The sequence below is a fragment of the Trichocoleus sp. ST-U2 genome, from assembly GCF_039961875.1.
GTDB lineage: Bacteria > Cyanobacteriota > Cyanobacteriia > Cyanobacteriales > FACHB-T130 > FACHB-T130.
The window spans coordinates 144,875-171,150 of record NZ_JAMPJY010000007.1; the positions used below are offsets into that span (position 1 = coordinate 144,875).

Consider the following 26,276-nt stretch of genomic DNA (forward strand, 5'->3'; position numbering starts at 1 on the left):
ACTAACTCGGCATCCTAGACAAAGCAACCACCGATTTAGGAAAGCGACTCTTTAACGCGGGTATCACCGGACACGGTTTTTTCTCCTGTAAATTGTCTTGATTATTCCAGTTGAAGGTGTTCCAGCGGAAAGGTCCCTTTTGAGCAGCTGCCATCCAGAGTAGGCGCTTCGCTCGTGTCATCGCCACGTAGAGGAGGCGGAATTCCTCTGCGTTTTTGAGCTGTCCCGCTTGTCCCCAGGCTGCGGGTGCTGGGGGTAAGGGATATTGACCGTGGAGACTGGCGCGAATCTGCGCCCTAGCGACCTCTGCTAGGGTAAAATCGCCCAGGAATTGGGCAGCAGTAGGCACCCAAGGACTGCCGGGAATACTATCTTCGTGCAAAAACGGCATAAAGACATAATCCCAGTCCAATCCCTTGGCTTTGTGCATGGTGATGATAGTGAGTTGACCGGCGCGGACATAGCGGGCGTCTGTGTCCTCAGTTTCTACGGGTTCAAAGCGTTCGGAATTCACAATTTCGCTTAAGACTTCCAGAGTAGAACTCATGGAACTGTTGCCGTAGGTTTGTTGGGCGATGCGTTCGGCTAATTTATCCCCTGTGGCGAGTTCGGACGGGTCGTATTTTAAGGTGAGAGCGAGAAAGGTGGGCAATTGGTAGTGGGGCAGTTCCAAGCGGGCGCGAAGCAAACTGCGACAGTACCGCGCCGCCTGATGCACGGGTGGCGTTTGGGGAGGATCGAGCGGGCCGGGATAGAGAAATTGCTCTGGAAAAGTGGCGAGGGCGTTGAGGTCTTGGGTGGGAATCAGCTGACGCTGTACGAGTACCTCTAGTGCGGCTTTTATATAGTCGGGGGAGTGGGGACGATCGAGAAATTGTAAGAGGGCGAGGATTTCGGTGGGGACGTTAGAGTGGCGATCGCTCTGGGAAACATCGTACACCTCAATCTTGTGCTGGCTTTGCAGATAACTCAGCCTTTCAGCCACAAATCGGGCTTGCCGATTTTCCCGCACCAAAACCGCCGCCCGACCTTTGGGATTTTTCTCAAATAATTCGATCGTCCGTTCTCCGATCAGCTGGACGGTATGGTAAATGTCGCGGGGGGTGTAGATTTCCAGCCCTCGACCCGTTGGTTCCGGGTTGGCGTCAGATTGGGGATCTCCTGCGTCAACGGGATGAATGGTTTGGGGACGAAAGGGCAGTTCAGTTGGGTTTTGGGAGGATTTTGACGAGGTTGTTCCTCTACGGTCGGGTTTGCCTCCATAGGTGTGATTCACCCACTCCAGGACGAAGTTTGCGGCGTCAACAATGGTCTGACTACTCCGACCCGCGCGATCCATCGTTGCCAAGCGTTCCTGGGCTTGGCAGGCTTCGCAGAAGCGACGGAAGTATATCGGATCGGCAGGGGTGAAAGTGGAGTTAATCGCCTGGTTGGGATCTCCCACGCGCACCAAGTTGAGGGCTGGGGAATTGCTTGCGGGTTGAGCGGCGAGAATTTCTAACAGTCGGCTTTGGAGGGGGCTAGAGTCTTGGGCTTCATCTTCAAAGACGGCAAAGACTTGGTTTTGCCAAAGTTGGCGGGCGCTTTCGTTTTGCAGCACCCGCAGGGCACCGAGAATCATTTCGTCGTAGTCGATCAAGTCGCGCGATCGCAGTAAAGCTTGATATTGCTCGTACAACCCAGCAGCGACGCTCAAAATTCCATAATCATCCGGCGTCTGTCTTGCCAGTTCCCACAAATTTTCCGGCAACAATCCAGAGCTTTTTGCTTCGTGAATGACTGTGTTAGCAAGACTGGGCAACACTTCGGTGCGTAAAACTGCCTGACGGCGCAACCGCTCGGTTTCTTCCCCATCAAATTGCAATCCCTCCAGCAGCGTGGAGTAGCGCTGAGGATTGTGAGAAATCCATCGCTCTACGCAGTCCCGAATTAAGCGGTGACTTTGGTTCGGAGAAACCAAAGTTACCGTTTCCAAATTCAAACCCGATAGCTCTGGATGACGGGTAGCAATATTCAGTGCCAAACCGTGTAACGTATGGACAACAAAGCCAGTTTGCGGTAGTCGCAAATCCTCCCGCAGGCACTGCCGAATCTTGGCTTTAATATTTGCCGCAGCCGAGCGAGTAAAGGTGACAACGACTAAATAGCGTCGAGTATGCAATTGGTAACGAGCGATCGCTAATGCCGCCGCCACTGCCATCCCGGTAGACTTACCCGCACCGGGTACGGCAGAAACCGCTAAAGGGCCACCTCGCCAGTCAGCCATGCTTTGCTGCCCCGCTCGCAACCCATTGCGGAGTCGCTGCATTGCCTGTTCGCGCACTGCTGCTAGCGACACCTGAGCCAAATCCGGCACCATTTGGGCTGCTGTACCATCTGGGTGAATAAGATTATCGTCATTCATGGCTAATGGCTTGTGAGAGTTTTGAGTTGTAGAGTCGCGGTTTGTCGCGTCTAAGGTTTAAGTTTTGAGGTTTGAGTTGTAGAGTCGCGGTTTATCGCGTTTGAGGTTTGAGTTCCAAGAGAATTTTTTAGTTCAAAATTTAACACTTAAAACTTTTTACTAATTAGCAGCTAACAACAGAAAAACATGAATCGCCTAAAGTTCTTTCTACATTATTTAGCGCTAGCTGGGGTAATTGTCTTGGGCGCTGCTTTGCGGTTTTGGCATCTTGACCTGAAACCGCTGTGGCTAGATGAGGTGATTACAGGGTTATTTAGTTTGGGACGGACTTACAATGATGTCCCGCTCGACGTGGTTTTTCCCCTATCAACCTTAAAGCAAATTTTTACCCTGAAGCCAGATGTTAGCTGTGCTGAAATTGCTCATACACTTGCAACTCAGTCTACCCATCCTCCCCTATTTTTTTGCCTGATGCACGGCTGGCTAAAATTACTCAGCCATGAGTACGGACACGGCGCTACCGTCCCCCTACTTCTCAGCACTGACTTGCGATCGCTTCCTGCAATTTTCGGAGTCGGCGCGATCGCGGCAATTTACTGGCTGGGTCGCGTCGCCTTCTTCCCCGCTGTCGGTTTGATGACCGCCGCAATCATGGCGGTTTCTCCTTTTGGCGTCTACCTCTCCCAAGAAGCACGGCACTACACCCTCCCGGTGCTGTTGATTACCTTGGCACTGGTGGGATTCATTCAAATTCAGCAAGACCTGGAAAAAAATCGGCAGACGGGATGGCGCGTTTGGCTTGGCTGGGGCGTTGTCAACAGTATTGCCTTCTACGTCCACTACTTTTTTGTCTTGGCTTTCGTGGCGCAGCTGGTGACGCTCCTGACGATATTTTACTGGCGGCGGCGATCGCTTAAAATTCACACCTGGATTGGGCTGAGTCTGACAATCTTGGGGATTATACTCAGCTTTCTGCCTTGGTTGCCGGTACTTCTGGGACATTCTGGACGTTCGGAAACCAGTTGGCTTCCGTCTCCCCATAATGTTGCGCCTTTATACCAAACTTTGGTCGGTTGGCTGCTGATGGCGATCGCCCTACCCGTAGAAAGTCAGCCTTTATGGATTGCGATTCCATCGGGGCTGCTGATGCTTCTGTTTGGCTGTTGGCTGGGAAGGCAAATTTATAATTTTTTTAAGGGAAAGAGGCAATTAACCGCCTCTGGAGGGCGCACGCAGGTCAATCCAAGTCGCTTTAAAACCCTCTATTCCTCAGCAATTTTCGCCTTGGGTAGTTTCACTTTTTGCGTGCTGCTGCAATTCTTAGCCATTGTCTACCTGCTGGACAAAGACATCACCATTGCCCCTCGCTATCACTTTGTCTATTACCCAGCTTTGTGCGCCCTTTTGGGAGCTATCCTCACCATCGGGACTGCGGCAAAAGAATTGCCCACTGAAGATGCCCAAGAAAATTTTGATGGAAATCCACGAACTCAGCACCAAAGCCAAGATCCATACTTACTCCTGAGTCCTCAGTCCTCAGTTGTACTGCTAGTTTGCCTTCTCAGCAGCGTCTTTGTCGTTTTTAACCTGGCATTCTTAAAGCCCTTTAACCCCCTGCAAGTCTCCCACCACATGAACTTAGAACCGACCGTTCCTCTAATGGTTGTGGTGGGATACAACGATTCCCAGGATGTCGCTTTGGGGTTAAGCTTTGCCCTTGCTGTCGATAAAATCCGGGCACCCCGCGTCGGTGATTTTGAGTCGGAAGACGAGAAAGCCTACTTTGCTTTCTTAAACGCGAAACCTAGTTATGATGCCCTTTGGCAAAATCTCTCTGCCATCCAAACTCCTTTGAAATCGCCCCTGAACTTGTGGGTAGTTGCCCCTGGACTCAAGCGGGTTGATTATCCCCAGTCTTTGGCACTTGCCGAGTCAACGAGTTGTACGATTGACTCTACTCAGCATTACCGAATCGGGGTTCCTTATCAGCTATATCGGTGTCGTTAGCCAGTTTTGAGTTTTGAGTTTAGGACTTACGCACTAGGAACGGCAAAATGAACCGCGTAAGTGTTGCGAAGCGCGATCGCAATCCTAAATGATTATGAAATCTTGGCTCTCTCTTCTTACTCTTCCTAAGCGCTAACGCGAACGCGAGGCTAACGCCAACGCGGTTCCTAAAAAAAATTTACAACTCAAATAGGACTGCTATATCTTCGCTTTAGACAAGAATAAGAGTTTGAGAGAGTTTTTGCCTAAGCCCTGGAATTAAAGAATTCTCTTGTCACTCAAAACTCTGATTAGCCATTGACAACTATTCTTCGATCTGCCATAAATCCTTAGTCATGTCTTCATCGACAATTTTCTTCGGACGCAACACCAGGAGGATTTGTCCCAAAATGGGCACAGTAGGAGCATCGGGGAACCAGTGAAGTTGCAGCTCTCCTGACTGGTCAACGATAAAATAGCTGCTGTCATTCCATTCTTGTCGAGATCGATCGATGAGAACTAGAATTCCTTCCGGTTTGTTGGTATGTTGGCTGGGCAACTGGCTGCTGTTGCAGAGAATGACGACCGGGTCTTGTGCGTTCAAGACGACTTGCCAACCGGGTAGAGACACCCAAGATCCACTCCAAGAAGTTTGCACTAACCGGAACGGCTCAATCTGTTCTACTGGGGGAACCAATTGCAAGTCTGCGGGTGTCAAGGGCAAGGCACCAGCAACGGGTATCGTCCGAGGGAGTTGTTCGTCCTCGTCCAGTCGGTATAGGGGCAAAGAGGGGGCACGACGAGGGGCAGCACCGGCAATTCCTTCGGTTAGCAGCTGTTCGATTTGATTTCGGGCAGTTTGGCTGTGAGCAAACATTAAGCCGCGTGCAATAAAACGCGATCGCTCTTGCAAATTACTTAATTGTTTTGCCCGTCTCCAATACTGATAAGCAACCGCGTCTCCAGGATGGTCGGTAAATCCCTGCGGTAGAGTCCGCATCCGGGACAATTCTTTCACGTCTTTGGCGACTTCACGGGCAACATCGGCGTCGAGGTTTCTGGAGCGGATAAAGTCTGCCGCGGCGACCCGTTCTGGCTCAGTCAGAATCCGCAATTCGTATAAAATATCACTGCCAGTGCGAGAATAGTGCGATCGCACTTCTTCTACTGCCCCACCGTTCACCAACGACGTATAGACTTGTGAACCTACAATTACTTGATTCTGATGTATTGGCTCAAAGCCAGTTGCCTCAAAAATCGCTTGGGTACTGTAACCGGCTTTTTGCAATTTGGCACAGGCGTGTCCCCAGTCAACCCAGGTTCCTTCTTTACGTCGGAGCAAGAACAGCAAATCTTCAGCATTCACGTTCGCTGACTCTGGTTGAAGGCTACGATCGGGAGTGTCTGCGGAAGGTGTTTCAGTCATAATGACCTCAAAAAGCTTTTCATCGCTATCAAGCGACCAGGAACGTTTTTAAATGTATCGCGTTCGGGTCACGAATAAATTTACATGGCAAGTTTAGTTTGATGTCCGGTCTGTTTGACGCAAACCAGGAATTCCTAGTTATGTCATTTGTCCCGAAAGCGCTACTAAACAATCGGTCTTAAGATAGATGTTTTGTGTATCTGAATTTGCCTTAACAAGTTGACCAAGAGTTTGTTGTATCGTTATGGACAATGCTATTCCAGAGCTTGATAGTATCAGCCGTCAGTTAATGAGCCTAGAACGCCCCAAGAAGCCCAAAATGTTGGTGGTAGACGATGAGCCAGATAATTTAGACTTGCTCTACCGCACTTTTCGACGAGATTTCAATGTGCTGAGAGCCGAAAGCGGTATTCACGCCCTGGAAGTGCTGGCGACAGAAGGGGAAGTAGCCGTGATTATCTCCGATCAGCGGATGCCAGAAATGAAGGGAACGGAATTTTTGAGCAGAACCGTGCCCAAGTTCCCGGATACGGTACGAATCATCCTCACGGGTTTTACCGATGTGGAAGATTTGGTAGAAGCGATTAATTCTGGACAAGTCTACAAGTACATTACCAAGCCTTGGGACCCCAACGAATTAAAGGCGGTAGTCCAGCGGGCAGCAGATACCTATGAATTGCTAAAGCAACGCACGGAGGAACTGCATCGCGCTCAAGCACAAACGGCACTGCTGGCAACGATTGTGCAAGTGGCTCAGGAGTCTCCCAATGTAGAGGCAACGCTAGAACCCATCGCCAGTGCCTTTGGCAGAAATTTCGCAGCAGATGGCTGTATTCTACAGCAGGTAGATGGCAATCAGCTGGTAGCGGCAGGAACTTATAGTGCTGTAGGCGACACGGAAAACTGGCTGGAAAAAGACCCTCTGGTACAGGATGCGATCGCCTCTCGAATACTTCAGGTTTGGGTAAATACTCCGGGAACGACTCCTCCAGCAAGTATCGAACAATACCAAGCTTCCGGTCTCCAGGCGCATCTAGCGATCCCGATCATCTATCGGAGCGACGTGCTAGCGTTGCTATCCCTCCAGTGGAAACGACCCTGTAAACTACGCGAAGATGAGTTGAAATTCATTCACTTATCCGCCCAGCAGATTGCTCTGGTTCTAACCACGACCCGCACTCATCAGTAATCGTTAAGGGCTAATGGTAATTTCCTAATTAGCCATTAGCCCTTACCTGTTAGCAACTGAAACATCATGACCTCTGAGCATATTCAAGCCATCTTTGACCGCATTGCACCCGTTTACGACGAGCTTAACGATCGCTTAAGTCTGGGACAGCACCGCGTATGGAAGCTGATGACGGTGAAGTGGAGTCATGCAAGTCGGGGAGATATTTGCTTAGATGTCTGCTGTGGGAGTGGTGACATCGCCCAGCTACTGGCGCGACAGGTAGGGGAGAAGGGTCAAGTATTTGGGGTAGATTTTTCACCGGCGCAATTAGCGATCGCCAGAGAGCGATGGGAAAATAGGGGCACCCAAAAGGAGTGCCCCATCACCTGGATAGAAGGCGATGCCCTGAATCTCCCCTTCCCCGACAACCATTTCGACTGCGCCACAATGGGTTACGGACTTCGCAACGTCACCAATATTCCTCGATGTCTGGAAGAATTGCACCGCGTCCTCAAGCCGGGTGCTAAAGCCGCTATCCTAGACTTCCATCGTCCCAGCAATCGTTTAATGCGAAGCTTTCAGCAGTGGTATCTCGATACCATCGTCGTCCCAACCGCCAAAGACATGGGATTGACTGAAGAATATGCCTACATTAGCCCTAGCTTAGATAAATTTCCCACGGGCAGCGAACAAGTGGATTTAGCCGGAAAAGCGGGATTTACCGCCGCGACCCACTATCAGATTGCGGGTGGGGTCATGGGCGTATTGGTAGTAACCAAAGCCTAAGATGGTAGTAGGGGGTAGCAGATGAGTTTTGAGTAATCAGTGTTGAATTATCAGTTATGAATTGACCCTAACTCAACACTCAACATTCAACATTCATAACTTCCCTTAAAACGTAACCCCTGCCTAATTGGATCGCCGCCTTGAATTGGTCTAACCTCTGGCTTTACGTCAGCCCCCCGATTGTTGGTGCAATTATTGGCTATTTCACCAACGATATCGCCATTAAAATGTTATTCCGCCCCTATCGGACTCTTTACATCGGTGGGCGGCGCGTCCCTTTCACGCCTGGATTAATTCCCCGAAATCAGGAACGCCTAGCCAACCGGGTTTCTGACACCATCATGGGTTCTCTGCTGACGCCAGAAGAATTGCAAAATCTGGCACGACGGCTGCTGCATACAGAACGGGTGCAGGGAGCAATTCTTTGGTTACTCCGGCTAGCGCTAGAGCAGGTCAAACCCGATGCCGAGCAGAAAACCGCTAAAATTATGGCGGGAATTCTGCGGGATTTGCTGGGTGAATCGTTTCCTCGCCTGCTGAAAGTTTTAGCCCGCCGCGAGGATTTTCTGGAAATCCAACTTAATCAAATTTTTGATAAGGTTTTGCTGGAATTTCAGCTGAGTGACGATCAGGCAAAGAAGCTTTCTGACTGGATATTGCAAGTGGTGCTACCGCCAGATATTGTGCGGCAAGCTTTGATAGATTTCCTGACTGACCGCAATATTCAAGTCATTGATGAAGGCTTTCGGGCAAAGACGAGTGGCACTTACTGGGTAGTGGCGAATTTGTTTGGTCTTCGCAACACTCTGACGCGCCTGCGGACGTTTTGCCTGGATGAAAAAGAGGAAACAAATCAGCGGATAACAGAGTTGATTCTCTCGTTGGGAATGCGAGAACGTTTGCAGGAATGGTTGCAAAATCTCTCTTTACAAAATTTGCCCGTTTCGACGGTGCGCCAGTTGCGGAAAACGATGCGCGACAGCGTCCGCAGTTATATTCAAGAGCGGGGCGCTGACTTGTTGCAGGGATTGAGTGACTCTGTGGACTGGGAAAATATTGCTAAGTTAATCCTGGGTCGGCTGCGAACATCGCCTGCTGTCAACGCTTCCTTAGAAGTGGTTAGCAAAGAATTGGCTTTAATTTTAGAGCGCTATTTGGAGCGGGATCTGGAAAAAATTGTCGCTCAAGTAATTCCGATTTTGTCGATCGATCAGGTGATTATTGACCGAGTCAAAGGAACATCGGCGGCGGAATTAGAAATGGCAATTCAAGGCATCGTCAAAAGTGAGTTGCAAGCAATTGTTAATTTAGGAGGCATCTTAGGGTTTGTCGTGGGTTTGTTACAGGGGGTTTTGCTGTTGCTGCGTTAAACTGTGCAAAAATTAACACGGTTCGTCTTGGAGTCTTTCGTAAGCTATGGCTTGGGCAGCTGGGCAGAGGTTATACGGCGATCGCTATATCATCGAAAGACCGCTGGGTCAGGGTGGTGTTGGGATTACCTATCTTGCTAAAGACAGAAAAGGCAATCAAGTTGTCATCAAGACGCTGAAGGACGATGTCCTCAACAACCCAGAACTCGCTTCTTTCCGGGATAAATTTCAGCGGGATTTCCGAGATGAGGCGCTACGCTTAGCCTTATGTCGTCATCCGCATATCGTGCAGATTGACAATGCTTTTCAGGAAGGCTTGCTTCCCTGTATGGCGATGGAGTATGTGGAAGGGGAAGATTTATGGAAGTGGGTGAACAGGTGGGGACTGCTGTCGGAAATAGAAGCACTGCGCTACATTCAGCAGATTGGTGAAGCGCTTACCGTCGTTCACGATAAAGGGTTGCTGCATCGGGATGTAAAGCCGCACAACATCATGCTGCGTTCTGGAAAATTAGAGGCAGTTTTGATTGATTTTGGGATTGCACGGGAGTTTATCCGGGATACTACCCAAGCTCATACTCAAGCTTTAACCCACGGTTTTGCACCGATTGAGCAATATGCTGAGGAAGCGAGGCGAGGCGAGTATACGGATGTCTACGCCCTCGCTGCAACTCTGTATTATTTACTCACGGGAAAGCGCCCGACTCCGGCTTTTGCCAGAGCGGCGAAAGTTCCCTTAGAGGCACCGAGACAAATTAATTCTAGTATTAGCGATCGCGTTGAGCTGGCAATTCTCTACGGGATGGAGTTTGAACCAGAGAATCGTCCTGCTTCCGTGCAAGCTTGGTTGGATTTATTTAATTTCAGCAGTCTCAATCAAGATGCGGCGACGTTACCCATCCGAAACGTTGAATCAGTCATTACTACGTCTGACACCACGCTTCCCACGACAATGTTTGTCTCTTCAGACTCTCACAACAAGCTGAGTCCGGAGGCGGGGGAAAATTACCGTCAATTGCGGGATTTATTAGCAGCAGGGAAGTGGAGAGAAGCCGATATGGAAACGGCGGCGATTATGCTGAAGGTAGCCCGTCGGGACGAAGAATGGCTGGATTACGAACACATTGAATCGTTTCCAGGGGAAGATTTACGCACCATCGATACTCTCTGGGTAAACTACAGCAACGGACGCTTTGGCTTGAGTGTCCAGAAGCGCATTTACCAAGAGTGTGGAAATAATTTTGTCACGTTTGGCGATCGCGTGGGTTGGCGCGTTAACGAAACTTGGTTGTGGTGGAATGACCTCAATTTCACTTTGGATGCTCTCCCCGGACATCTTCCTGGGTGGCGAGTCGGGGGTTCGGGGGGTGTTTGGGGTTGTTTTGTAACGGTTGGCGAGTCGCTGCTGGCGCGTCCCGATTTGTAAGCGGATCAACTCAAGAGCGATCGCTTTGTTTTGAAGCAGCTGGTTCTCAAGATTTCTGGAAATTAATTCTTAAACAAGTTGAATTTGAAAATTTTCCATTGCTTTTTTTTTCTGGGCGTAGAGACTCCGCAACCGCTGCAATTGAGCCTCTGACAGCACAGATTTAATGACGCTCAGCAATTCCCCCCATCTGTACATTTCTGCCAAGGAAGGGGCTGTGTTTAGTTTCTGCTCGTAAAATTTCACCCAAAAGCCGGGGGCTTTATATTGATGCTTTCTCCAACGCTTGCGCCATCTGAGGAAATCTTTGATAGTGGGTGTCTCTGCGCCTAAAATGGGTGGCAAATCCGCATAGCTGACAAACGTACTCACGCCTTTGCCAACAACGTGGATGACATATTGCCAGCAGTCGATCCGATATATCTGTTCGGGGTTGAGGTTAAGCAAAAGCGCGATCGCTTCTTTCGTCACAAACCGAGCCAATTGATGAACAACCCTTGCTTCAGGCTGTGAGCTTGATATCATAATAATTAACTCCAATATCATGGAGTTTTTGTGGAATTAGCGATCGCTCTTCAGTTTCCGACGCCAAAGGGCGATCGCTTTTTACTGGATAAAATATTTTAGTCGAAATTTAAACTCTATGTCAAGAACAGAGTTAATAAAGTTGCGGATTAGGGAGTTTGCCGCCAAGGAAGGCTGGACGCTGAAGGAGGTTTCCGAACGTTCCGGAGTCTCCTACAGCACCATCAAAACTTATGCAGTGTCGCCGGGAATGGTGATGGCTGACTTAGCGGCTTTACGAAAGTTAGCGCGAACTTTTGATGTGTTAATTGAAGATTTGTTGGAAGTGGTACAAGAATAAGCGGCGTAACATTCAATAAAGTTTAAGTGAGCGATCGCTTTCTTGATACTGTGCCAAAATGAACCCAAGCGTCTCGGAATTATAGGAAATGCCTTGGGTAGCAGGACAAAAACTACATGATGGTAAGTACGCCATCGAGAAAGAATTAGGCGAAGGTGGCTTTGGTATCACCTATCTTTAGCAAGATAGGTGATACCAAAGCCTCTAAGTAAGCAACATCCAGATTCATTTTAGAAGCTTTGGTTCGCTAAAACACTATAGTTTTCCTATGCTGTTGCTAGTAACTTAGGGGTAAGTAAAAATTAAAACTTTCAGCAGAATTTATGCTATTCCTTTAAATTATCAACAGAAAATTCCTCAGCAATAATCTTCCAGCTAATCCATGCTTTTGGTTCTAGCAATACTCCTTCCACACCATATTCTTCATAAGCTTTATTAGGTTCAGGCTCACTTACCTTATCAAAAACTTTCTTAGTTTCTTTGAATCCATCTTTTTTGGGATCTCCTGCATAAATAGAGAAAGTTCTTTGGGATGACACTACATTTTTAAATATTAAGCAACAGGGAGCTGACATTGTATGGCTATTTGCAAAGGGATGAGGAGGATAAATTTCTAGACCAGAATGTATATCGATCATTAGGTCGTTGCCCACAATATTAAATCCACTAATATTACTTTCAGTGAAGTGGATGTCATCATAAAAGCCTTTAACTAATACCATTATTGAACCTTCTCCAAACCTGTAGTAAAAACGTACTGGTGATCTATTTCACTTACCTCCAGCTTGGATGTACCAGCAGGACATCTTCCTTGGATGCGATCGCTTAATTTCTATCTTAATGGGGACGTGGGTTCTTCATTTTTAATTGTGGAAATGTCTTCTCTCGGGTCGAGACTGGCAACTTGTAGCCAAAAGTAATTTATAGCGGTTTGTAAGATTTGTAAAAGACGAGTGATGGGAAGCGATCGCTCTCTCTAAATCCAAGTGTTCACAAGCGATCGCTTCTGGCAAGATAAGGAGAAGCGTCACATTCACAAAGGTCATCAGTTGCTATGCGTTTGAAGCGAATCCTTGGCTTTTTGGTGTTGTGTGCGGGTGTTAGCAGCCTCTTCCTCTGGCAGGAAGGGCGATCGCTACCCGTCTCCCAAGCTCAACCTCCACCCTTGCCGGAGGGGGTGCGATCGCAGACTGATGTGCCTTATGTGCCAACACCTAACGAGGTGGTGACAGCAATGCTAAAGATGGCTGACGTCACTCAAGATGATGTCGTCTACGATTTAGGTTCTGGCGATGGCAGGCTGGTTATCGCAGCCGCGAAGGAATTTGGCGCGAAGGGTGTCGGTTTCGAGATTAACCCCCGACTAATTCAGGAAAGTAACGAAAAAGCTAGATTAGCCAGTGTGAGCGATCGCGTAAAGTTTGTCGAGCAAGATTTGTTCCAAACCGACCTCAGCGAGGCTACCGTGGTGACGCTTTACCTGCTGCCTAAAGTGAACGTCCAACTGCGACCGAAACTGCTGCGCGAACTCAAACCCGGAACGCCCGTTGTATCTCACCAGTTCGACATGAAGGAATGGAAACCCGATCGGACTGAAGTATTGCGGGTCGGTTCTCGCATTCATAGAGTTTTCTATTGGGTGATTCCAGCACAGGTAACAGGAACCTGGCAATGGAATATGCAATCCGTTGGCAGCAAAAACCCCTACACGCTGCAATTACGTCAACAGTTCCAAGAAGTTACAGGAACGGTGAGAATGAGCAATGAGGAAATGCCGATTACTCAGGCGAAATTAACAGGCGACCAACTGAGTTTTAAAGTTACACAGCCGAAGCAAGGGAAGCTAGTAACCATGCAGTTTAATGGGCGCATTTCTGACAACACCATTATTGGAAGCGTGGATATATTAGGCGGTGCCAAAGTAGATAGACGCAACTGGTCAGCCCGACGCTAATACTAAATTGGTCAAATTCCTTTGATGCAAGAGTTTTAAATTTTACTCTAACGCGAGCAACAAAAGAGCGATAATTGCCCGAATTAAAGGAGTTAAACAGATTGTATCAGTCTGATGAAATGATAGTTAGCCTGCTTCGTTTCTCGGTGGGCACGTACCGTAACATTGTCTATAGAGTGTCATCCTTAGACCTCCTGCATAAATAGGAAAGCAATGTGCCAGTTAGCGATCAAGGTAAAGGAGAATCGGGAAAACTTTAGGAAGAAGGACGGCAAGAGGGAGTTAAAATGCCCTATAACGAATTAGAACATCTATCCGGTAGAAACTTTTTAGCGACTTCTGGCAAGATTAGGAGTCTTGAAGAGTCATATTGAACCAGCAGTCTCCCTGGCAGCTTCTCGCAGCCGCTCCACATCACGCATCGGTGGTGCACCAAAGAGCCGCTTGTATTCCCGGTTGAAGTGCGAGGCGTCATCATAACCCACATGGTAGGCAGCACTGTTAGCGTCAAGGTTTTGCCCCAGCATCAGACGGCGAGCCTCTTGAAGCCGTAGTTGCTTCTGAAACTGCAAGGGACTCATAGCAGTGACCGACTTGAAGTGATGATGAAAGCCTGAGACACTCATTCCTAGATCGCGTGCGATGCTTTCAATCCGAAGCGGCTGGTTAAAGTCTTTGCGAAGTCGATCGACAGCTCTAGCGATGTGGTGAGTGTAGCCACCTAAAACGGCAATCTGACGCAGCCGATTTCCTTGCGTTCCCATTAGGAGTCGGTAGATAATTTCCCGTTTAATCAGGGGTGCAAGCACATGGGTTTCGGCAGGAGAATCGAGAAGCCTGACAAGCCGCACCACAGCATCCAACAGGTCTGCATCCAACGGACTCACGTCGATCGCTTTTACACTAGCACCCCGTTGCACTGAGGGATAGCCTGCCTCAACCATAGCTGAGCCAACGAGGGTAGGGTCGAGATCGAGACGAAGGCCCAGGTACGGTTTTTCCTGAGTTGCTTCTAGAATTTGGCTGGCAATCGGCAGTTCGACCGTCCCCAGCAGATAGTGCATCGGATCGTACTGATAGCGATCGCTGCCTAGCAGCACTTCTTTGCTGCCTTGAGCGATCGCACAAAAGGCAGGAATAGAGACACTATGAAAGCATTCCGAAGGAGACGAGGTGCGATAGAAGTGCAATCCTTTGAGCAGCTCGATCGCTCCATCTTGACGAATCGCTTGGGCAATTCGCTCCCTTAGTTCCTCTCGGTTGGCTTGCGCTCGGTCTGCTTCACGCTTTGCCTGAGGGTTATTCATCAACGCTCTATCGGACTTTTCACTCGTTCTTGCAGCGTTCATTTCTGATGTCCGTTCAAATCGATTTATAGACACATCAAGGTCTAGAAAGGGTTTGGCAGCTAAGCCTGTATAAGAATCTAGCGCGGCTTGAATCGAAAGCGGTGCAAGTTTGCAGGATTGTACAACCATCCTAGACAATCGTCCTATTGCTTGCCTTTCAAGATTCCTAGAATGAGGTTAAAGCAATGAAACGTGATTCCGGCTTCTTGTAAGCGTCTGGATTTCTCTTCAAGAGAACACTCAGGTTTATTTGGTCAAGCGCTTCTCAGAATTGCACCAGAAGCATCCTCAAATCCACGGCAGGCATCGGTCGCTGTGGGAAAGCTTTGCATGACTAAGCACAAACATGGAGGAACAGAAATGAAACGGCTCACGATGCCTGTTATGGCATTTTCCTTATTGGCTTTGGGGTTTGCACAGGCAGGTCATACACAAGTCTCATCTGGCGATCGCCCACAGAGCGTAGAAATCACGCGGAATGGTTCGCAGCCTTCCACCGAAGGAGCAGCCGAATATTTCACGGGTTCTGTGAGTATCAATCCTCTTTTTCCGGTACACGATCCATCCCGTGCATCTGGTGCAAGTGTCACCTTCAAGCCAGGTGCCCGAACCGCATGGCATACCCATCCCCTGGGGCAAACTCTGATTGTGACGGCTGGAGTTGGCTGGGTTCAGCAATGGGGTGAACCAATTCAGGAAATCAAACCTGGTGATGTCGTCTGGATTCCACCGGACATAAAACACTGGCACGGAGCCACAGCCACCACAACCATGACTCACATCGCCATTCAGGAGGCGATCGACGGCACCGCTGTGGACTGGATGGAACAGGTCAGCGACGAGCAGTATGAAGGGAGATCCTGATGCTTTTAAGAGGGTTTCCCACCAAAGTAAAAAACGGTCAGAAGCGAATGCTGATTTTGCTTCTCGCCCTGGCGATGTCCCTGAGTTCCTCAGCCTGCCGTGCCGACAATAGTATGACCAGAAATGCCCCGTCAGAGATACCAACTGAACTATCAACCGAGCAGGCAAACAGGATGAAGATCAACATCCAGATCGGAAACAAGGTCGTAACAGCCACCTTGATTGACAGCAAAACCACTCAGGATTTTATTTCCCTGCTGCCATTAACACTGACGCTAAAAGATTACGCAAACACCGAAAAAATTAGTGATTTGCCAAGACGATTATCCACAGAAGATGCACCTCCGGGCAGCGATCCTGCGGTTGGAGATATTGCTTATTACGCTCCCTGGGGGAATTTGGCGATGTATTACAACGATTTTGGATACTCAAACGGACTCATTATTCTCGGAAAAATTGACGGTGACATCGAGGCATTGAATGTGCCTGGTTCTGTAAAAGTGACGATCGAGTTGCGATCGCAGTAAAGAGGGTACGAAATGAAACTGCTTGCGACGGCTATTGAGCCAAAGTGAACCCGCTAAATAAACCCACACATACGAACAAATCAATGAAACACCGCGTTCTAATACCAACCCTCTTGATGAGTGCAATCTGTGCAACGGCGGCATTTGCGCTCGACAAAACACACGTCTCACGTAAGAAGATATCCCAAGCACCCGTGCAGCAGTCCGCTGTGGTTGAGGGGGTAGACAACTTCTATAAGAGCGACAAGGTGACCATGCAGAAGGTTACATTCAAAAATCAATACAACATACAGGTTGCTGGGACTCTCTTCATCCCCAAAGCCTTGAATCAGAACGCCAGGAATCCGGCAATCATTGTCGGGCACCCAATGGGCGCAGTCAAAGAACAGAGCGCAAATCTGTATGCCCAAAAGCTGGCTGAGCAGGGATTCGTCACCTTGTCCCTCGATTTGTCTTTCTGGGGCGAGAGTGAGGGGCAGCCTCGCAACGTTGTTTCGCCGGATATTTATGCCGAGGATTTCAGTGCTGCGGTCGATTTTCTGGGCACTCGACCATTCGTTGACAGGGATCGGATTGGCGTTCTCGGGATTTGCGGCAGCGGGAGCTTCGTCATCAGCGCCGCCAAGATCGACCCGCGCATGAAGGCTATTGCGACGGTCAGTATGTATGACATGGGTGCTGCCGCTCGCAACGGGCTTAAGCATTCTACGACCCTGGAACAAAGGAAGAAATGGATCGCAGAGGCGGCCCAGCAACGCTATGCGGAGTTCACGGGCGGCGAGACCAAATACACAAGCGGAACCGTGCATGAACTCAATGAGAACTCTACCCCCATTGAGCGTGAGTTCTATGACTTTTACCGCACTCCTAGGGGCGAATACACCCCCAAAAGTTCGTCGCCGAAACTGACAACGCATCCGACGCTTACCAGCAACGTCAAATTCATGAACTTTTACCCGTTCGATGACATTGAAACGATTTCGCCTCGTCCCATGCTGTTCATCACGGGTGACAATGCACATTCTAAGGAGTTCAGCGAAGATGCCTACAAACGCGCAGCCGAGCCAAAGGATCTCTATATCGTTCCGAACGCGGGACACGTCGATTTGTACGACCGGGTGAACCTTATCCCGTGGGACAAGCTTGCATCCTTTTTCAATCAGCACCTCAGTCGGTAAGCGAGAAACTGGCAGGAGAATATATGCTACTCAACTCGAATGGAAACTTCACAGATAAGGTGGCTTTTGTCACCGGAGCAGCGAACGGCATCGGTCGAGCGACAGCGCTGGCATTTGCCCGTGAGGGCGCTAACGTGGTGGTCGCTGACATTTCAGAACAAGGCAATCAAGAAACAGTCCGCATAATTGAGGAACTCGACGGGCGGGCGGGAGCTTCGCTGCTGCCGAAGGCAATCGCCATCAGGTGCGACGTGACGCGAGCCGAGGACGTGAAGGCGGCTCTGGATAAGACCATTGAGATTTTCGGGCGACTGGACTTTGCCTTCAACAACGCTGGCGTGGAACAGAAGATAGCGGCGACAGCCGACCTTACAGAGGAGGAGTGGAACCGCATCGTCAACATCAACCTGCGCGGCGTGTTCCTGTGCCTAAAGCACGAAATCCCGCTGATGCTCAAGCAAGGGGGTGGCGCGATCGTGAATACCTCTTCAGGTGCTGGAGTCAAAGGCTTCAAAGGTCAAGCGGCTTACGTGGCTGCAAAGCACGGCGTGGTCGGACTGACCAAGGCGGCGGCTCTCGACTACGCCGCGCAGAACATTCGCATCAATGCTGTATGCCCCGGAATTATCGACACCCCGATGATGGATCGCTTCAGCGGCGGCACTCCCGAAGGACGAGAACGAGTGATCTCGCAGGAACCAATTGGCAGGATGGGTCAACCCGAAGAGATCGCCAATGCCGTCATCTGGCTGTGTTCGGATGCGTCCTCCTTCGCTGTTGGGCACGCCCTGGTCGTCGATGGCGGTCAAACGGTGTAGTGATGTGCAACGCCAACCCGATCGAACCCTAAACGCACGACAATAAAGCATTGTCGCCATCGTCTCCTTCACCGCCAACGGCGATGACTCATATCGCTACTCAGGAGGTACTCGACGCCAAGCCCTTAGACTGGATGGAAAAGGTCAGCAACGAACAATACCAGGACAGATTCAAGACCGAGTAGAAGTAAACCAGCTTATCTTCCAGATTGGAGCATCAATTTATGTACAACGCCAAAGCTTACTCCGCAGTCAGTGCAACATCACCGCTGGCCTCCGACACGATCGCACGGCGCGATCCAACCGAGCACGACGTTCAGATTGAAATTCTCTTCTGTGGCATCTGCCACTCCGACCTCCATTCAGTGCGGGATGAGTGGAGCGATTTCATGTCCACAACCTACCCGATCGTTCCCGGTCATGAGATTGTTGGACGGGTCACTCAAGTCGGTTCAGCAGTGACCAAGTTCAAGTCGGGCGATCTAGTGGGAGTTGGCTGCATGGTCGATTCGGATGGTCACTGTCCCAATTGCAAGGCTGGCTTTGAGCAGTTTTGCCAAAATGCGATCTTCACCTACAACTCCCCAGACAAGCACAAGACCGCTCCAGTTACCTATGGTGGCTATTCCAATAGCATTGTTGTCGATCAACGCTTCGTGCTGCGCGTTCCCCCAAACCTCGATCTAGCTGGAGTTGCACCGCTCCTGTGTGCAGGCATTACCACGTATTCGCCACTCCGTCATTGGGGAGTTACAGAGGGTAAGAAAGTAGGTGTGGTCGGTCTGGGCGGATTGGGGCACATGGGCGTGAAGCTTGCTCATGCAATGGGAGCGCACGTTGTTGTCTTTACCACGTCCCCCGACAAGAAAGAAGACGCGCTCCGCCTGGGTGCCGATGAAGTTGTTGTTTCCCGCAATGCTGACGAGATGCAAAAGCACGCTGGTAGCTTCGATTTTATCCTCGATACCGTCGCCGCCAAGCACGACATTAATGCTTATCTCAACCTGCTGGACCTCGACGGTAACATCACCCTGGTTGGTGCGCCTGAAAAGCCTCTAGATGTCGCGGCATTTAGTCTGATTATGAGTCGCCGCAGTCTTTCTGGCTCTATGATCGGCGGCATCGCCGAAACCCAAGAGATGCTCGACTTTTGCGGTGAACACAATATCACCGCCGATGTTGAAGTCATCCCCATCCAGAAGGTCAACGAAGCCTACGAGCGACTGCTCAAGTCCGATGTGAAATATCGCTTTGTAATTGATATGGCTTCTCTGAAATCTGAATAACCGAGGTGAAACTTCGCAGGAGTACCAATGCAAACGCGCTTACGAGCGCTTGGTGAACAAGGACGCGCGCTATCGCTTCGTCATCGACATAGCCCCGCTGAAGGCAGGCGCGTCGAACCGAAGCTAACCCGCTAGATAAACCCACACATACGAACAAATCAATGAAACACCGCGTTCTAATACCAACCCTCTTGATGAGTGCAATCGGCGCAACGGCGGCATTTGCACTCGACAAAACACACGTCTGGCGTAATAGCCCCCAAGCACCCGTGTAGCAGTCCCCTGTGGTCGAGGGGGCAGACAACTTCTATAGGAGCGACAAGGTGACGGTGCAGAAGGTTACGTTCAGAAACCAATACAATATGCAGGTTGCTGGGAATCTCTTCATTCCCAAAGCCTTAGATCAGAACACCAAGAATCCGGCAATCATAGTCGGGCACCCAATGGGCGCAGTCAAAGAACAGAGCGCAAATCTGTATGCCCAAAAGCTGGCTGAGCAGGGATTCGTCACCTTGTCCCTCGATTTGTCTTTCTGGGGCGAGAGCGGTCGTCGGATCGAGCGCCCGTTTGCGACCACCTTCCGTGGAAGCTCAACTCCGGAGAGCGACGTGACAACGAGTAAGCCTGACGAAATCCCCGAAGCGGTTCTTTGGCTTGATTCGGATGCGACTTCGTTTGTAATTGGACATGCGATGTCCGTCGATGGAGAATTTGTACACTCCCAAACTGAGGACGACGCTTCAGGGGCGACACTGGCACTAATTTGACAACAGGATGGTTGTCTTTCGAGATCGTGATTTCTTCACCACGAAGTGCCACCTCAATTAATTTGGGCAGAGGTTGAGATGCCGCAGCGAGATCGATTTGCTGCATAAATCTAACCCTCTTTTTTATTCATCTTCCATCTTTTCTGAAAAATCCGTGTCTTGATACACTTGGTCAAGTGCCTGCTGTTGAGTGCGCCGGGAAGGACGACGGTATTTTTTTGCTTCCAACCGGGGTTCGTATTGACTGTGCCCTTTACCCTTCGTTTTCATTTTCAGGGTGGCGTCGGGATCGGCTTGTTGGTTCAGATGAGTAGAAAGAGCGATCGCATCTTTCAGAAAATCTAGATAATGCTCGTAACGTTCCCAATCCCCTCGTACCGCACAATTCGGCTCATCCCGATGCAGGCAATCACTAAATTGACATCGGGCTACCGCTAAGCGCTGCCGTGCCTCTGGGAAATAATGCACTAACTCTTCCGGAGTCGCATCCAAGTCTGGTTGGTTGAAGCCAGGGGTATCTGCAATGAACCCGCCTGTCGGTAATTCAAACAATTCAACGTGTCGCGTCGTATGACGCCCTCGGCTGAGTTTGCCGGAAACTTCTCCGACGCGCAGATTGACGCTGGGAATAAGATAGTTTACAATGCTCGATTTCCCGACGCCAGAAAGACCCGCAAAAATAGTAATTTTATGATTTAGCTGATGCTGGAATTCTTCTAGACCTTGATCTGTGTGGACGCTGATAAATATCGGTTGGTAGCCCCACCCTTGCAAGCGATCGCGCCATTGGTTGAGTTGGTCAGTTGTCACTAAATCGCTTTTATTTAAGCAAAGGCAGACTTCTAAGCCAGTAGACTCTCCTTTTACCAGAAAACGACTCAATTGATAGGCATCCAACGTAGGTTCTTCTAGGGCAAAAACGAGAAGAATTTGCTGAGCATTTGCCACTGGAGGACGATCTAGTTCGCTTGTGCGGGGGAAAACTTCGGCGATCGCTCCCCGTCCACCTGCCCAGTCAGCTTCTTCAATCAGAACGCGATCGCCTACCATCACCTTCTGACCTATTTTTTTCAGCCTTGCCCGACGAGTACACAGGAGAAAGGGAGTTATCGGCGGGGTGTCAGCTTCCAACTCCAAACTACTGAGGTCTAGTCGCACTTGATAGAAATTCGCCTGCACAGCCACCACCGTCCCAATTAACGGCGAAGATTCTTCCAACCGATCAACCGGATCTGGAAATTTCTGCTCCCTCTCCTCTCCTGTCGGCGGTAGCGACGGAGGTGGTACAGAACTCATAGGGAAGCTGGACGCCGCACCCTCAGGGCAAAAAAGCCTGTGCGGTCTTCAGACGCAATGAATCGCGTCTCTTCAATTGTGTAGCCCGCCATCGCTAAACTATCAGGAACCTGCTCAATTGGCTCACCCGGATCTAGCCAAACTTCTAATAAGGTGTCGGGTGCCATTTGTTCCAGGCGGAGTTTAGTGCGAACGAAATTAATCGGGCAAGGCGTCCCCCGCAAGTCCAGCTGAGCGTCCGGCACATCCGTTGCAGTCGCTGGATTGTCGATCACTTGAACAACCCTCCTAAAAATCCTTCTAAACCGCCTTTCCCAGTGCGATCGCCTTTGATTTTAGCCAGCTTCTCCAGCAGTTCCCGTTCTTCAGCCGTAATCCGATTGGGAATATCAATTCCTACATTAATCAGGTGATCTCCCCGGCTGACTGGGTTCCCTAGTTTGGGTACGCCATGATTTTCTAGCGTCAGCACCGTATTCGGTTGCGTTCCCGCCGGAATTGTTAACTCTACCGGCCCATCTACTGTATTCACTTCCAGACGGCATCCTAAGATCGCCTGCAAGTAGCTAATCTTAATCTCTGACAGGACGTTAATCCCATCCCGATGAAACTCTGCGTCTTCCTCAACAAACAAATAGACGTACAAATCTCCCGGAGGCCCACCGCGCAGACCAGCGTCTCCTTCTTTAGAAACGCGTAGCCGGGTTCCATTATCTACCCCTGGAGGGATAGTAATTTTAAGCTTTTTCGTCTCCTGTTTGCGACCGACGCCTCCGCAAGTTTCACACTTGTCCTCAATTACCTGCCCTTCACCGTTACAGGTGGGACAGACAGAGACTTGGGTAAAGCTACCAAAGGGAGTCCGTGTCGCACGACGCACTTGACCGGAACCACTGCAAGTCGGACAGGCTCGCGGTCGCGTTCCCGGCTTGGCACCTGCACCGCTACAGGTAGCACAGGTTTCTAGATGGGGAATCCGGATTTCTTTTTCGCCCCCAAAGACGGCTTCCCGAAATTCCAGCTTTAAATCTAACCGCAGGTCGTCACCGCGAACGGGACCGCTACGTCTGCGAGCAGCCGTTTGACCCCCGGCACCCCCAAACCCACTGAAGAAGCTTTCAAAAATATCGGCAAAGTTACCAATATCGCCTAAGTCTGGGCCAGCTCCGACACCAGAAGCCACTCCGGCTTCTCCATAGCGATCGTAGCGAGTCCGGGTTTCTGGTTCCGAAAGGACTTCGTATGCTCGATTAATTTCTTTAAAGCGTTCTTCCGCCCCTGGCTCTTTATTGACATCCGGGTGATATTTCCGGGCCAGACGGCGATAGGCACGCTTAATTTCCTCTTTGTCTGAGTCACGGGAGACCCCGAGAATTTCATAGTAGTCGCGGGCCATAGAACGCTGCTTCTTTAGGGGTTAAGGGTTAGGGGAACGGAAAAATGAAAACTTTAGATATCCTTCAATTTTTCATTTTTCCTTTTTTATTTTTATTTGATTTAGTCAACTGGCTCGTAGTCAGCCTGAACGGTATTATCGTCATCAAATCTAAAGTCATCGTCATCGGGTGTGGAGTCAGGCGCTTCACTAAACTCTGGAGATATGCCACTTTCCAGGCTTTCGTAATCATCCGGTGTCTCGCGTCCGCTGGCTTGCTGGTACACGGCAGCACCAATCGCAAACAGTGTCTGCTGAAAATCGTCAATCTGTTGTTTGATCTCCTCAACACTAATTGAGGGGTTAGCCAGCGCCGCTCGCACCGCTGTAGCCTTCTTATTTGCCTGCGTTTTGATATCCTCTGCAACCAGCTCCCCGTTATCATTTAACGTCGATTCATAGCTGTAGAACAGGCTATCAGCCTGATTTTTCAGCTCCACTACTTGCATCCGACGCTGGTCTTCTTCGGCATAGGTTTCAGCTTCGTGCCGCATCCGTTCGACTTCGCTGGCACTCAAGCCGCCGGTATTGCTAATCCGGATACTCTGCTCTCTCCCAGTGCCTTTGTCTTGAGCCAATACTTTGAGAATTCCATCAACGCCAATTTCAAAGGACACTTCAATTTGAGGGATGCCTCTGGGAGCGGGGGGAATTCCTGCTAGGAGGAATTTGCCAAGACTTTTGTTATCTTTCGCCATCGCCCGCTCACCCTGTAAGACGTGAATTTCCACGCTGGTTTGTCCGTCGGTGGCGGTGGAAAAAACTTGGGATTTCGTCGTGGGAATTGTGGTGTTGCGCTCAATAATTTTTGTAAACACTTCTCCCAAGGTTTCAATGCCCAAGCTTAGGGGGGCAACATCCAATAGCAGCAGATCCTCGACTTCGCCGCTTAAGACGCCTCCTTGGATCGCTGCTCCCAGCGCCACTGCTTCATCCGGGTTGATCGACCGATCGGGTGCTTTGCCACCAAAAAACTTCTTAATCGCATCTTGAACGGCAGGAATTCGAGTTGAACCTCCCACCAGGATGATCCGGTCAATCTCATTGGCTGTCAAACCGCTGTCTTTGATCGCCTGAGCTACAGGCTCAATGGTACCTTCCACCAAATGGTTGACGAGTTCTTCAAACTGGGCGCGGGAAAGTTCCATCTCTAAATGTTTTGGCCCGGTTTCATCGGCGGTGATGAATGGCAAATTGATGGAGGTGCTGCCCATGCTGGAAAGTTCGATTTTGGCTTTCTCTGCTGCCTCTCGCAACCGCTGGAGAGCCATTTTGTCGGTTCCCAGGTCGATGGAATCTTGCTGTTTGAAGTTTTCGATCATCCAGCGGACAATGCTGTTGTCAAAGTCATCTCCGCCTAGATGGTTGTTTCCAGAGGTAGCTTTAACTTCAAAAACACCGTCACCCAATTGGAGTACGGAAACGTCGAAGGTGCCGCCCCCTAAGTCAAACACCAGAATGCACTGCTCTTCATCTTGTTTATCTAAGCCGTAGGCAAGAGCAGCTGCCGTGGGTTCGTTGATAATCCGTAAAACTTCCAGTCCGGCAATGGTACCGGCATCTTTCGTCGCCTGCCTTTGGGCGTCTGTGAAGTAGGCAGGTACGGTGATGACTGCCTGGTCTACCTGTTCGCCAAGAAAGTTTTCTGCATCCTGCTTTAGCTTTTGCAGGATCATCGCTGAGATTTCTTGGGGGGTGTAGTTGCGTCCCCGAATTTGGACATCGACGGTATCATCGCGACCTTTGATACAGGTGTAGGGCACGCGCGATCGCTCTACTTCAGTGTCATCCCAGCGGCGACCAATAAAGCGTTTAATGCTGTATACCGTATTTTCGGCATTGGTGACAGCTTGCCGTTTCGCTAGTTGACCAACTAGGCGATCGCCGCCCTTGCCAAATCCCACGATACTTGGGGTCGTTCTCCCTCCTTCTGTGTTAGAGATGACGATGGGTTGACCCCCCTCTAAAACAGCCACGCAACTATTGGTCGTGCCCAAGTCGATGCCAATGACTTTTCCCATAGCTAGCTGTAGTAAAGGTTTACAGGATTTGTTAAGTAGCCGTCGAATTGCTTGTCCGAAATGGTTCGGACCCGGCACCAGATTTCCATCAATTTGATTGTAATTTCTGACGCCTTCAACCGTCGATGCAGTGCATCAAACTCCATTAACTTTCGCCAGAAAGCGGATGACCTTCCTCTGAGGTTACCACGGGCTCCATACCAGCAGCAACTTTGACTAGGGCATGGCGCAAGACGCGATCGCCCAAGAAATAGCCACGCACCAGCTGTTCGATCACGGCTCCTTCTGGATATTCATTCGTTGGCTCCCGCATCACGGCTTCGTGGAGATTGGGATCGAAATCTTGACCCTCCGGACGCATGGGAGATACTCCGATGCGCTTGAGAGCGTCTGCCAGCTGTTTGTAGACACTTTGGTAGCTTTTGTGGATGCTCCATTCTCCATCAGTTTGCGGCTTGATCTGCGATCGCGCCCGCTCAAAATTATCCACTACGGGCAGTAACTCAGTAATGGTGGTGCACTTGATCTGCACCTCCGAGTCTTCCTTCTCTTTGAGAGTCCGCTTGCGGAAATTTTCAAAATCTGCGGCTATCCTCATGTACTGAGTTTTGAAAGAGTCACACTGTTGCGTGCGCTCTTCCACTTGCGCTTTTAAAGCCTCCACTTCCCGCGTCAATGCTTCTACAGCCGCTGCGTTGCTAGCTGCTTCTGCGTTACTTTCGTCTCCGCTGGCTCCGGAGGTTGCACTGGCATCTGATACCGCATCAGATGTTTGGCTTGTGCCATACACTGACGCCTCCCCTAATGGTTCTCCATTCAAGGTTCCCGTTTCAGATAATGGTTCATTCCCCATTTCCTGTGCCACCGCCTGGTTATCAACCATTGGAGGTGAAGTATTGTCTTGCTGATTTTCTTCCTCGTTCATTGGGCTATCATCCCAGCTAAGAGACTGCTCGCGCTCATTTTAATGGGTAGTCCTGTCGATGTCGCCACTACCACCTCCCCTTCTGTATCAGGTTGGTGTCTCACCACTCCCTGAGTTAGGGATGGAGAGAACCGGCGCATTGCCACAAAACTTTCCCCTTTCTAGAATCATAGTGTGCCCAGGCATCCTGCCAATACTCTTTAAAGCTTTTGGCTTGACTTTCTGACAAGGCTTGGGTGGGAAAACCGTATCAACACGCCAACCCTACCTTAACCCTACATTGTGCCAAGCTATGCCATCTGCTGGCATTTGCACAGAATTTTCTTTATAGAAGCAATTGCCTACTTTCCGATTGTAACGTCATCTTCACGAATTTCAGGATAGCCATTGAGCGAGTGGGCGTGCCAGACATCAGAATCTAG

At 49.9% G+C, this 26,276-nt stretch carries 23 protein-coding genes and 1 pseudogene; 13 read left to right on the forward strand and 11 right to left on the reverse strand.

Annotation, left to right across the window (positions count from 1 at the left end; genetic code table 11):
- Position 1: 1 nt before the first annotated feature.
- Positions 2-2,359 (reverse strand): ATP-dependent helicase, encoded by a 2,358-nt coding sequence (locus tag NC996_RS06920; RefSeq protein WP_190689682.1) that lies wholly within the window; start codon positions 2,357-2,359, stop codon positions 2-4.
- 231 nt (positions 2,360-2,590) lie between these two features.
- Here NC996_RS06920 and NC996_RS06925 point away from each other — a divergent pair, with 231 nt between their 5' ends.
- Positions 2,591-4,411, forward strand: a complete 1,821-nt coding sequence (locus NC996_RS06925; protein ID WP_190689550.1) for a glycosyltransferase family 39 protein — start codon at positions 2,591-2,593, stop codon at positions 4,409-4,411.
- A 304-nt stretch (positions 4,412-4,715) separates the two neighbouring features.
- Here the strand turns inward: NC996_RS06925 and NC996_RS06930 are convergent, their stop codons facing one another.
- Positions 4,716-5,816, reverse strand: coding sequence for a RuBisCO accumulation factor 1 (locus NC996_RS06930; RefSeq protein ID WP_190526909.1), 1,101 nt, complete (start codon positions 5,814-5,816; stop codon positions 4,716-4,718).
- 244 nt (positions 5,817-6,060) lie between these two features.
- Between NC996_RS06930 and NC996_RS06935 the strand changes: the two genes are divergently transcribed.
- From NC996_RS06935 to NC996_RS06950, 4 genes are all read left to right on the forward strand, one after another.
- Positions 6,061-7,005: a response regulator gene (locus NC996_RS06935; protein WP_190689553.1), complete on the forward strand. Its 945-nt coding sequence runs from the start codon at positions 6,061-6,063 to the stop codon at positions 7,003-7,005.
- Between the two features lie 66 nt (positions 7,006-7,071).
- On the forward strand, positions 7,072-7,773 hold the full coding sequence (gene ubiE, locus NC996_RS06940) for a bifunctional demethylmenaquinone methyltransferase/2-methoxy-6-polyprenyl-1,4-benzoquinol methylase UbiE (RefSeq protein WP_190413808.1): 702 nt from the start codon (positions 7,072-7,074) through the stop codon (positions 7,771-7,773).
- Positions 7,774-7,913: 140 nt separating this feature from the next.
- Positions 7,914-9,143, forward strand: a complete 1,230-nt coding sequence (locus tag NC996_RS06945; RefSeq protein WP_190689556.1) for a DUF445 family protein — start codon at positions 7,914-7,916, stop codon at positions 9,141-9,143.
- A 46-nt stretch (positions 9,144-9,189) separates the two neighbouring features.
- Positions 9,190-10,569, forward strand: coding sequence for a serine/threonine-protein kinase (locus NC996_RS06950; protein ID WP_190689559.1), 1,380 nt, complete (start codon positions 9,190-9,192; stop codon positions 10,567-10,569).
- Positions 10,570-10,638: 69 nt separating this feature from the next.
- Here the strand turns inward: NC996_RS06950 and NC996_RS06955 are convergent, their stop codons facing one another.
- Entirely contained in the window at positions 10,639-11,094 is a 456-nt protein-coding gene (locus NC996_RS06955; RefSeq protein ID WP_190689562.1) for a hypothetical protein, read from the reverse strand.
- 118 nt (positions 11,095-11,212) lie between these two features.
- Between NC996_RS06955 and NC996_RS06960 the strand changes: the two genes are divergently transcribed.
- On the forward strand, positions 11,213-11,434 hold the full coding sequence (locus tag NC996_RS06960; protein ID WP_190413812.1) for a helix-turn-helix transcriptional regulator: 222 nt from the start codon (positions 11,213-11,215) through the stop codon (positions 11,432-11,434).
- Between the two features lie 326 nt (positions 11,435-11,760).
- Here NC996_RS06960 and NC996_RS06965 read toward each other — a convergent pair whose 3' ends face one another.
- Positions 11,761-12,156, reverse strand: coding sequence for a hypothetical protein (locus NC996_RS06965; protein ID WP_190678255.1), 396 nt, complete (start codon positions 12,154-12,156; stop codon positions 11,761-11,763).
- A 338-nt stretch (positions 12,157-12,494) separates the two neighbouring features.
- Here NC996_RS06965 and NC996_RS06970 point away from each other — a divergent pair, with 338 nt between their 5' ends.
- A complete protein-coding gene (locus tag NC996_RS06970; RefSeq protein WP_348259980.1) occupies positions 12,495-13,388 on the forward strand; it encodes a class I SAM-dependent methyltransferase in 894 nt (297 codons plus the stop codon).
- A 365-nt stretch (positions 13,389-13,753) separates the two neighbouring features.
- Here NC996_RS06970 and NC996_RS06975 read toward each other — a convergent pair whose 3' ends face one another.
- Positions 13,754-14,737, reverse strand: coding sequence for an AraC family transcriptional regulator (locus NC996_RS06975; protein WP_190413815.1), 984 nt, complete (start codon positions 14,735-14,737; stop codon positions 13,754-13,756).
- A gap of 360 nt (positions 14,738-15,097) precedes the next feature.
- Here NC996_RS06975 and NC996_RS06980 point away from each other — a divergent pair, with 360 nt between their 5' ends.
- From NC996_RS06980 to NC996_RS07005, 6 genes and pseudogenes are all read left to right on the forward strand, one after another.
- Positions 15,098-15,601: a cupin domain-containing protein gene (locus tag NC996_RS06980; RefSeq protein WP_190689685.1), complete on the forward strand. Its 504-nt coding sequence runs from the start codon at positions 15,098-15,100 to the stop codon at positions 15,599-15,601.
- A complete protein-coding gene (locus NC996_RS06985) occupies positions 15,601-16,128 on the forward strand; it encodes a cyclophilin-like fold protein (RefSeq protein ID WP_199300422.1) in 528 nt (175 codons plus the stop codon). The genes NC996_RS06980 and NC996_RS06985 overlap by 1 nt, the downstream gene beginning before the upstream one ends.
- A gap of 83 nt (positions 16,129-16,211) precedes the next feature.
- Positions 16,212-17,306 carry an alpha/beta hydrolase gene (locus NC996_RS06990; RefSeq protein ID WP_190526917.1) on the forward strand — a complete coding sequence of 365 codons (1,095 nt, stop codon included), beginning with the start codon at positions 16,212-16,214 and terminating at the stop codon, positions 17,304-17,306.
- Positions 17,307-17,329: 23 nt separating this feature from the next.
- Positions 17,330-18,124 (forward strand): SDR family oxidoreductase, encoded by a 795-nt coding sequence (locus NC996_RS06995; protein WP_190689572.1) that lies wholly within the window; start codon positions 17,330-17,332, stop codon positions 18,122-18,124.
- Positions 18,125-18,348: 224 nt separating this feature from the next.
- Complete coding sequence (locus tag NC996_RS07000; protein WP_190413822.1) at positions 18,349-19,410, forward strand: NAD(P)-dependent alcohol dehydrogenase; 1,062 nt, start codon at positions 18,349-18,351, stop codon at positions 19,408-19,410.
- Between the two features lie 293 nt (positions 19,411-19,703).
- Positions 19,704-19,955: pseudogene (locus NC996_RS07005) on the forward strand (alpha/beta hydrolase); the annotation flags it as partial.
- Here the strand turns inward: NC996_RS07005 and NC996_RS07010 are convergent.
- The 6 genes from NC996_RS07010 to grpE form a co-directional block, all read right to left on the reverse strand.
- The gene (locus NC996_RS07010) at positions 19,918-20,283 is read right to left on the reverse strand and encodes a type II toxin-antitoxin system prevent-host-death family antitoxin (protein WP_199303333.1); all 366 of its coding nucleotides are present in this window, start codon (positions 20,281-20,283) and stop codon (positions 19,918-19,920) included. The pseudogene NC996_RS07005 and the gene NC996_RS07010 sit on opposite strands and share 38 nt — an antisense overlap.
- A 17-nt stretch (positions 20,284-20,300) precedes the next feature.
- On the reverse strand, positions 20,301-21,473 hold the full coding sequence (gene rsgA / locus NC996_RS07015; RefSeq protein WP_190689575.1) for a small ribosomal subunit biogenesis GTPase RsgA: 1,173 nt from the start codon (positions 21,471-21,473) through the stop codon (positions 20,301-20,303).
- Positions 21,470-21,745, reverse strand: coding sequence for a sulfurtransferase TusA family protein (locus NC996_RS07020; protein ID WP_190427803.1), 276 nt, complete (start codon positions 21,743-21,745; stop codon positions 21,470-21,472). The genes rsgA and NC996_RS07020 overlap by 4 nt, the downstream gene beginning before the upstream one ends.
- Entirely contained in the window at positions 21,745-22,869 is a 1,125-nt protein-coding gene (gene dnaJ / locus NC996_RS07025; RefSeq protein WP_190526929.1) for a molecular chaperone DnaJ, read from the reverse strand. Before dnaJ ends, NC996_RS07020 begins: the two co-directional genes overlap by 1 nt.
- Before the next feature lie 101 nt (positions 22,870-22,970).
- A complete protein-coding gene (gene dnaK / locus NC996_RS07030) occupies positions 22,971-24,929 on the reverse strand; it encodes a molecular chaperone DnaK (RefSeq protein ID WP_190689688.1) in 1,959 nt (652 codons plus the stop codon).
- A gap of 145 nt (positions 24,930-25,074) precedes the next feature.
- Positions 25,075-25,854, reverse strand: a complete 780-nt coding sequence (grpE, locus tag NC996_RS07035; RefSeq protein ID WP_190689578.1) for a nucleotide exchange factor GrpE — start codon at positions 25,852-25,854, stop codon at positions 25,075-25,077.
- Between the last annotated feature and the right edge of the window lie 422 nt (positions 25,855-26,276).

What these genes read in the sequence shown, in the direction of transcription:
- NC996_RS06985 (WP_199300422.1), top strand. Translation starts at nt 15,601, where the DNA reads ATGCTTTTAAGAGGGTTTCCCACCAAAGTAAAAAACGGTCAGAAGCGA.
- NC996_RS06920 (WP_190689682.1), bottom strand. Translation starts at nt 2,359, where the DNA reads ATGGTGCCGGATTTGGCTCAGGTGTCGCTAGCAGCAGTGCGCGAACAG.
- NC996_RS06925 (WP_190689550.1), top strand. Translation starts at nt 2,591, where the DNA reads ATGAATCGCCTAAAGTTCTTTCTACATTATTTAGCGCTAGCTGGGGTA.
- dnaJ (WP_190526929.1), bottom strand. Translation starts at nt 22,869, where the DNA reads ATGGCCCGCGACTACTATGAAATTCTCGGGGTCTCCCGTGACTCAGAC.
- NC996_RS06980 (WP_190689685.1), top strand. Translation starts at nt 15,098, where the DNA reads ATGAAACGGCTCACGATGCCTGTTATGGCATTTTCCTTATTGGCTTTG.
- NC996_RS06960 (WP_190413812.1), top strand. Translation starts at nt 11,213, where the DNA reads ATGTCAAGAACAGAGTTAATAAAGTTGCGGATTAGGGAGTTTGCCGCC.
- NC996_RS06975 (WP_190413815.1), bottom strand. Translation starts at nt 14,737, where the DNA reads ATGAACGCTGCAAGAACGAGTGAAAAGTCCGATAGAGCGTTGATGAAT.
- NC996_RS06995 (WP_190689572.1), top strand. Translation starts at nt 17,330, where the DNA reads ATGCTACTCAACTCGAATGGAAACTTCACAGATAAGGTGGCTTTTGTC.
- NC996_RS06965 (WP_190678255.1), bottom strand. Translation starts at nt 12,156, where the DNA reads ATGGTATTAGTTAAAGGCTTTTATGATGACATCCACTTCACTGAAAGT.
- rsgA (WP_190689575.1), bottom strand. Translation starts at nt 21,473, where the DNA reads ATGAGTTCTGTACCACCTCCGTCGCTACCGCCGACAGGAGAGGAGAGG.
- NC996_RS06990 (WP_190526917.1), top strand. Translation starts at nt 16,212, where the DNA reads ATGAAACACCGCGTTCTAATACCAACCCTCTTGATGAGTGCAATCTGT.
- dnaK (WP_190689688.1), bottom strand. Translation starts at nt 24,929, where the DNA reads ATGGGAAAAGTCATTGGCATCGACTTGGGCACGACCAATAGTTGCGTG.
- NC996_RS06955 (WP_190689562.1), bottom strand. Translation starts at nt 11,094, where the DNA reads ATGATATCAAGCTCACAGCCTGAAGCAAGGGTTGTTCATCAATTGGCT.
- NC996_RS06935 (WP_190689553.1), top strand. Translation starts at nt 6,061, where the DNA reads ATGGACAATGCTATTCCAGAGCTTGATAGTATCAGCCGTCAGTTAATG.
- NC996_RS07000 (WP_190413822.1), top strand. Translation starts at nt 18,349, where the DNA reads ATGTACAACGCCAAAGCTTACTCCGCAGTCAGTGCAACATCACCGCTG.
- NC996_RS06950 (WP_190689559.1), top strand. Translation starts at nt 9,190, where the DNA reads ATGGCTTGGGCAGCTGGGCAGAGGTTATACGGCGATCGCTATATCATC.
- ubiE (WP_190413808.1), top strand. Translation starts at nt 7,072, where the DNA reads ATGACCTCTGAGCATATTCAAGCCATCTTTGACCGCATTGCACCCGTT.
- NC996_RS06930 (WP_190526909.1), bottom strand. Translation starts at nt 5,816, where the DNA reads ATGACTGAAACACCTTCCGCAGACACTCCCGATCGTAGCCTTCAACCA.
- grpE (WP_190689578.1), bottom strand. Translation starts at nt 25,854, where the DNA reads ATGAACGAGGAAGAAAATCAGCAAGACAATACTTCACCTCCAATGGTT.
- NC996_RS07010 (WP_199303333.1), bottom strand. Translation starts at nt 20,283, where the DNA reads ATGCAGCAAATCGATCTCGCTGCGGCATCTCAACCTCTGCCCAAATTA.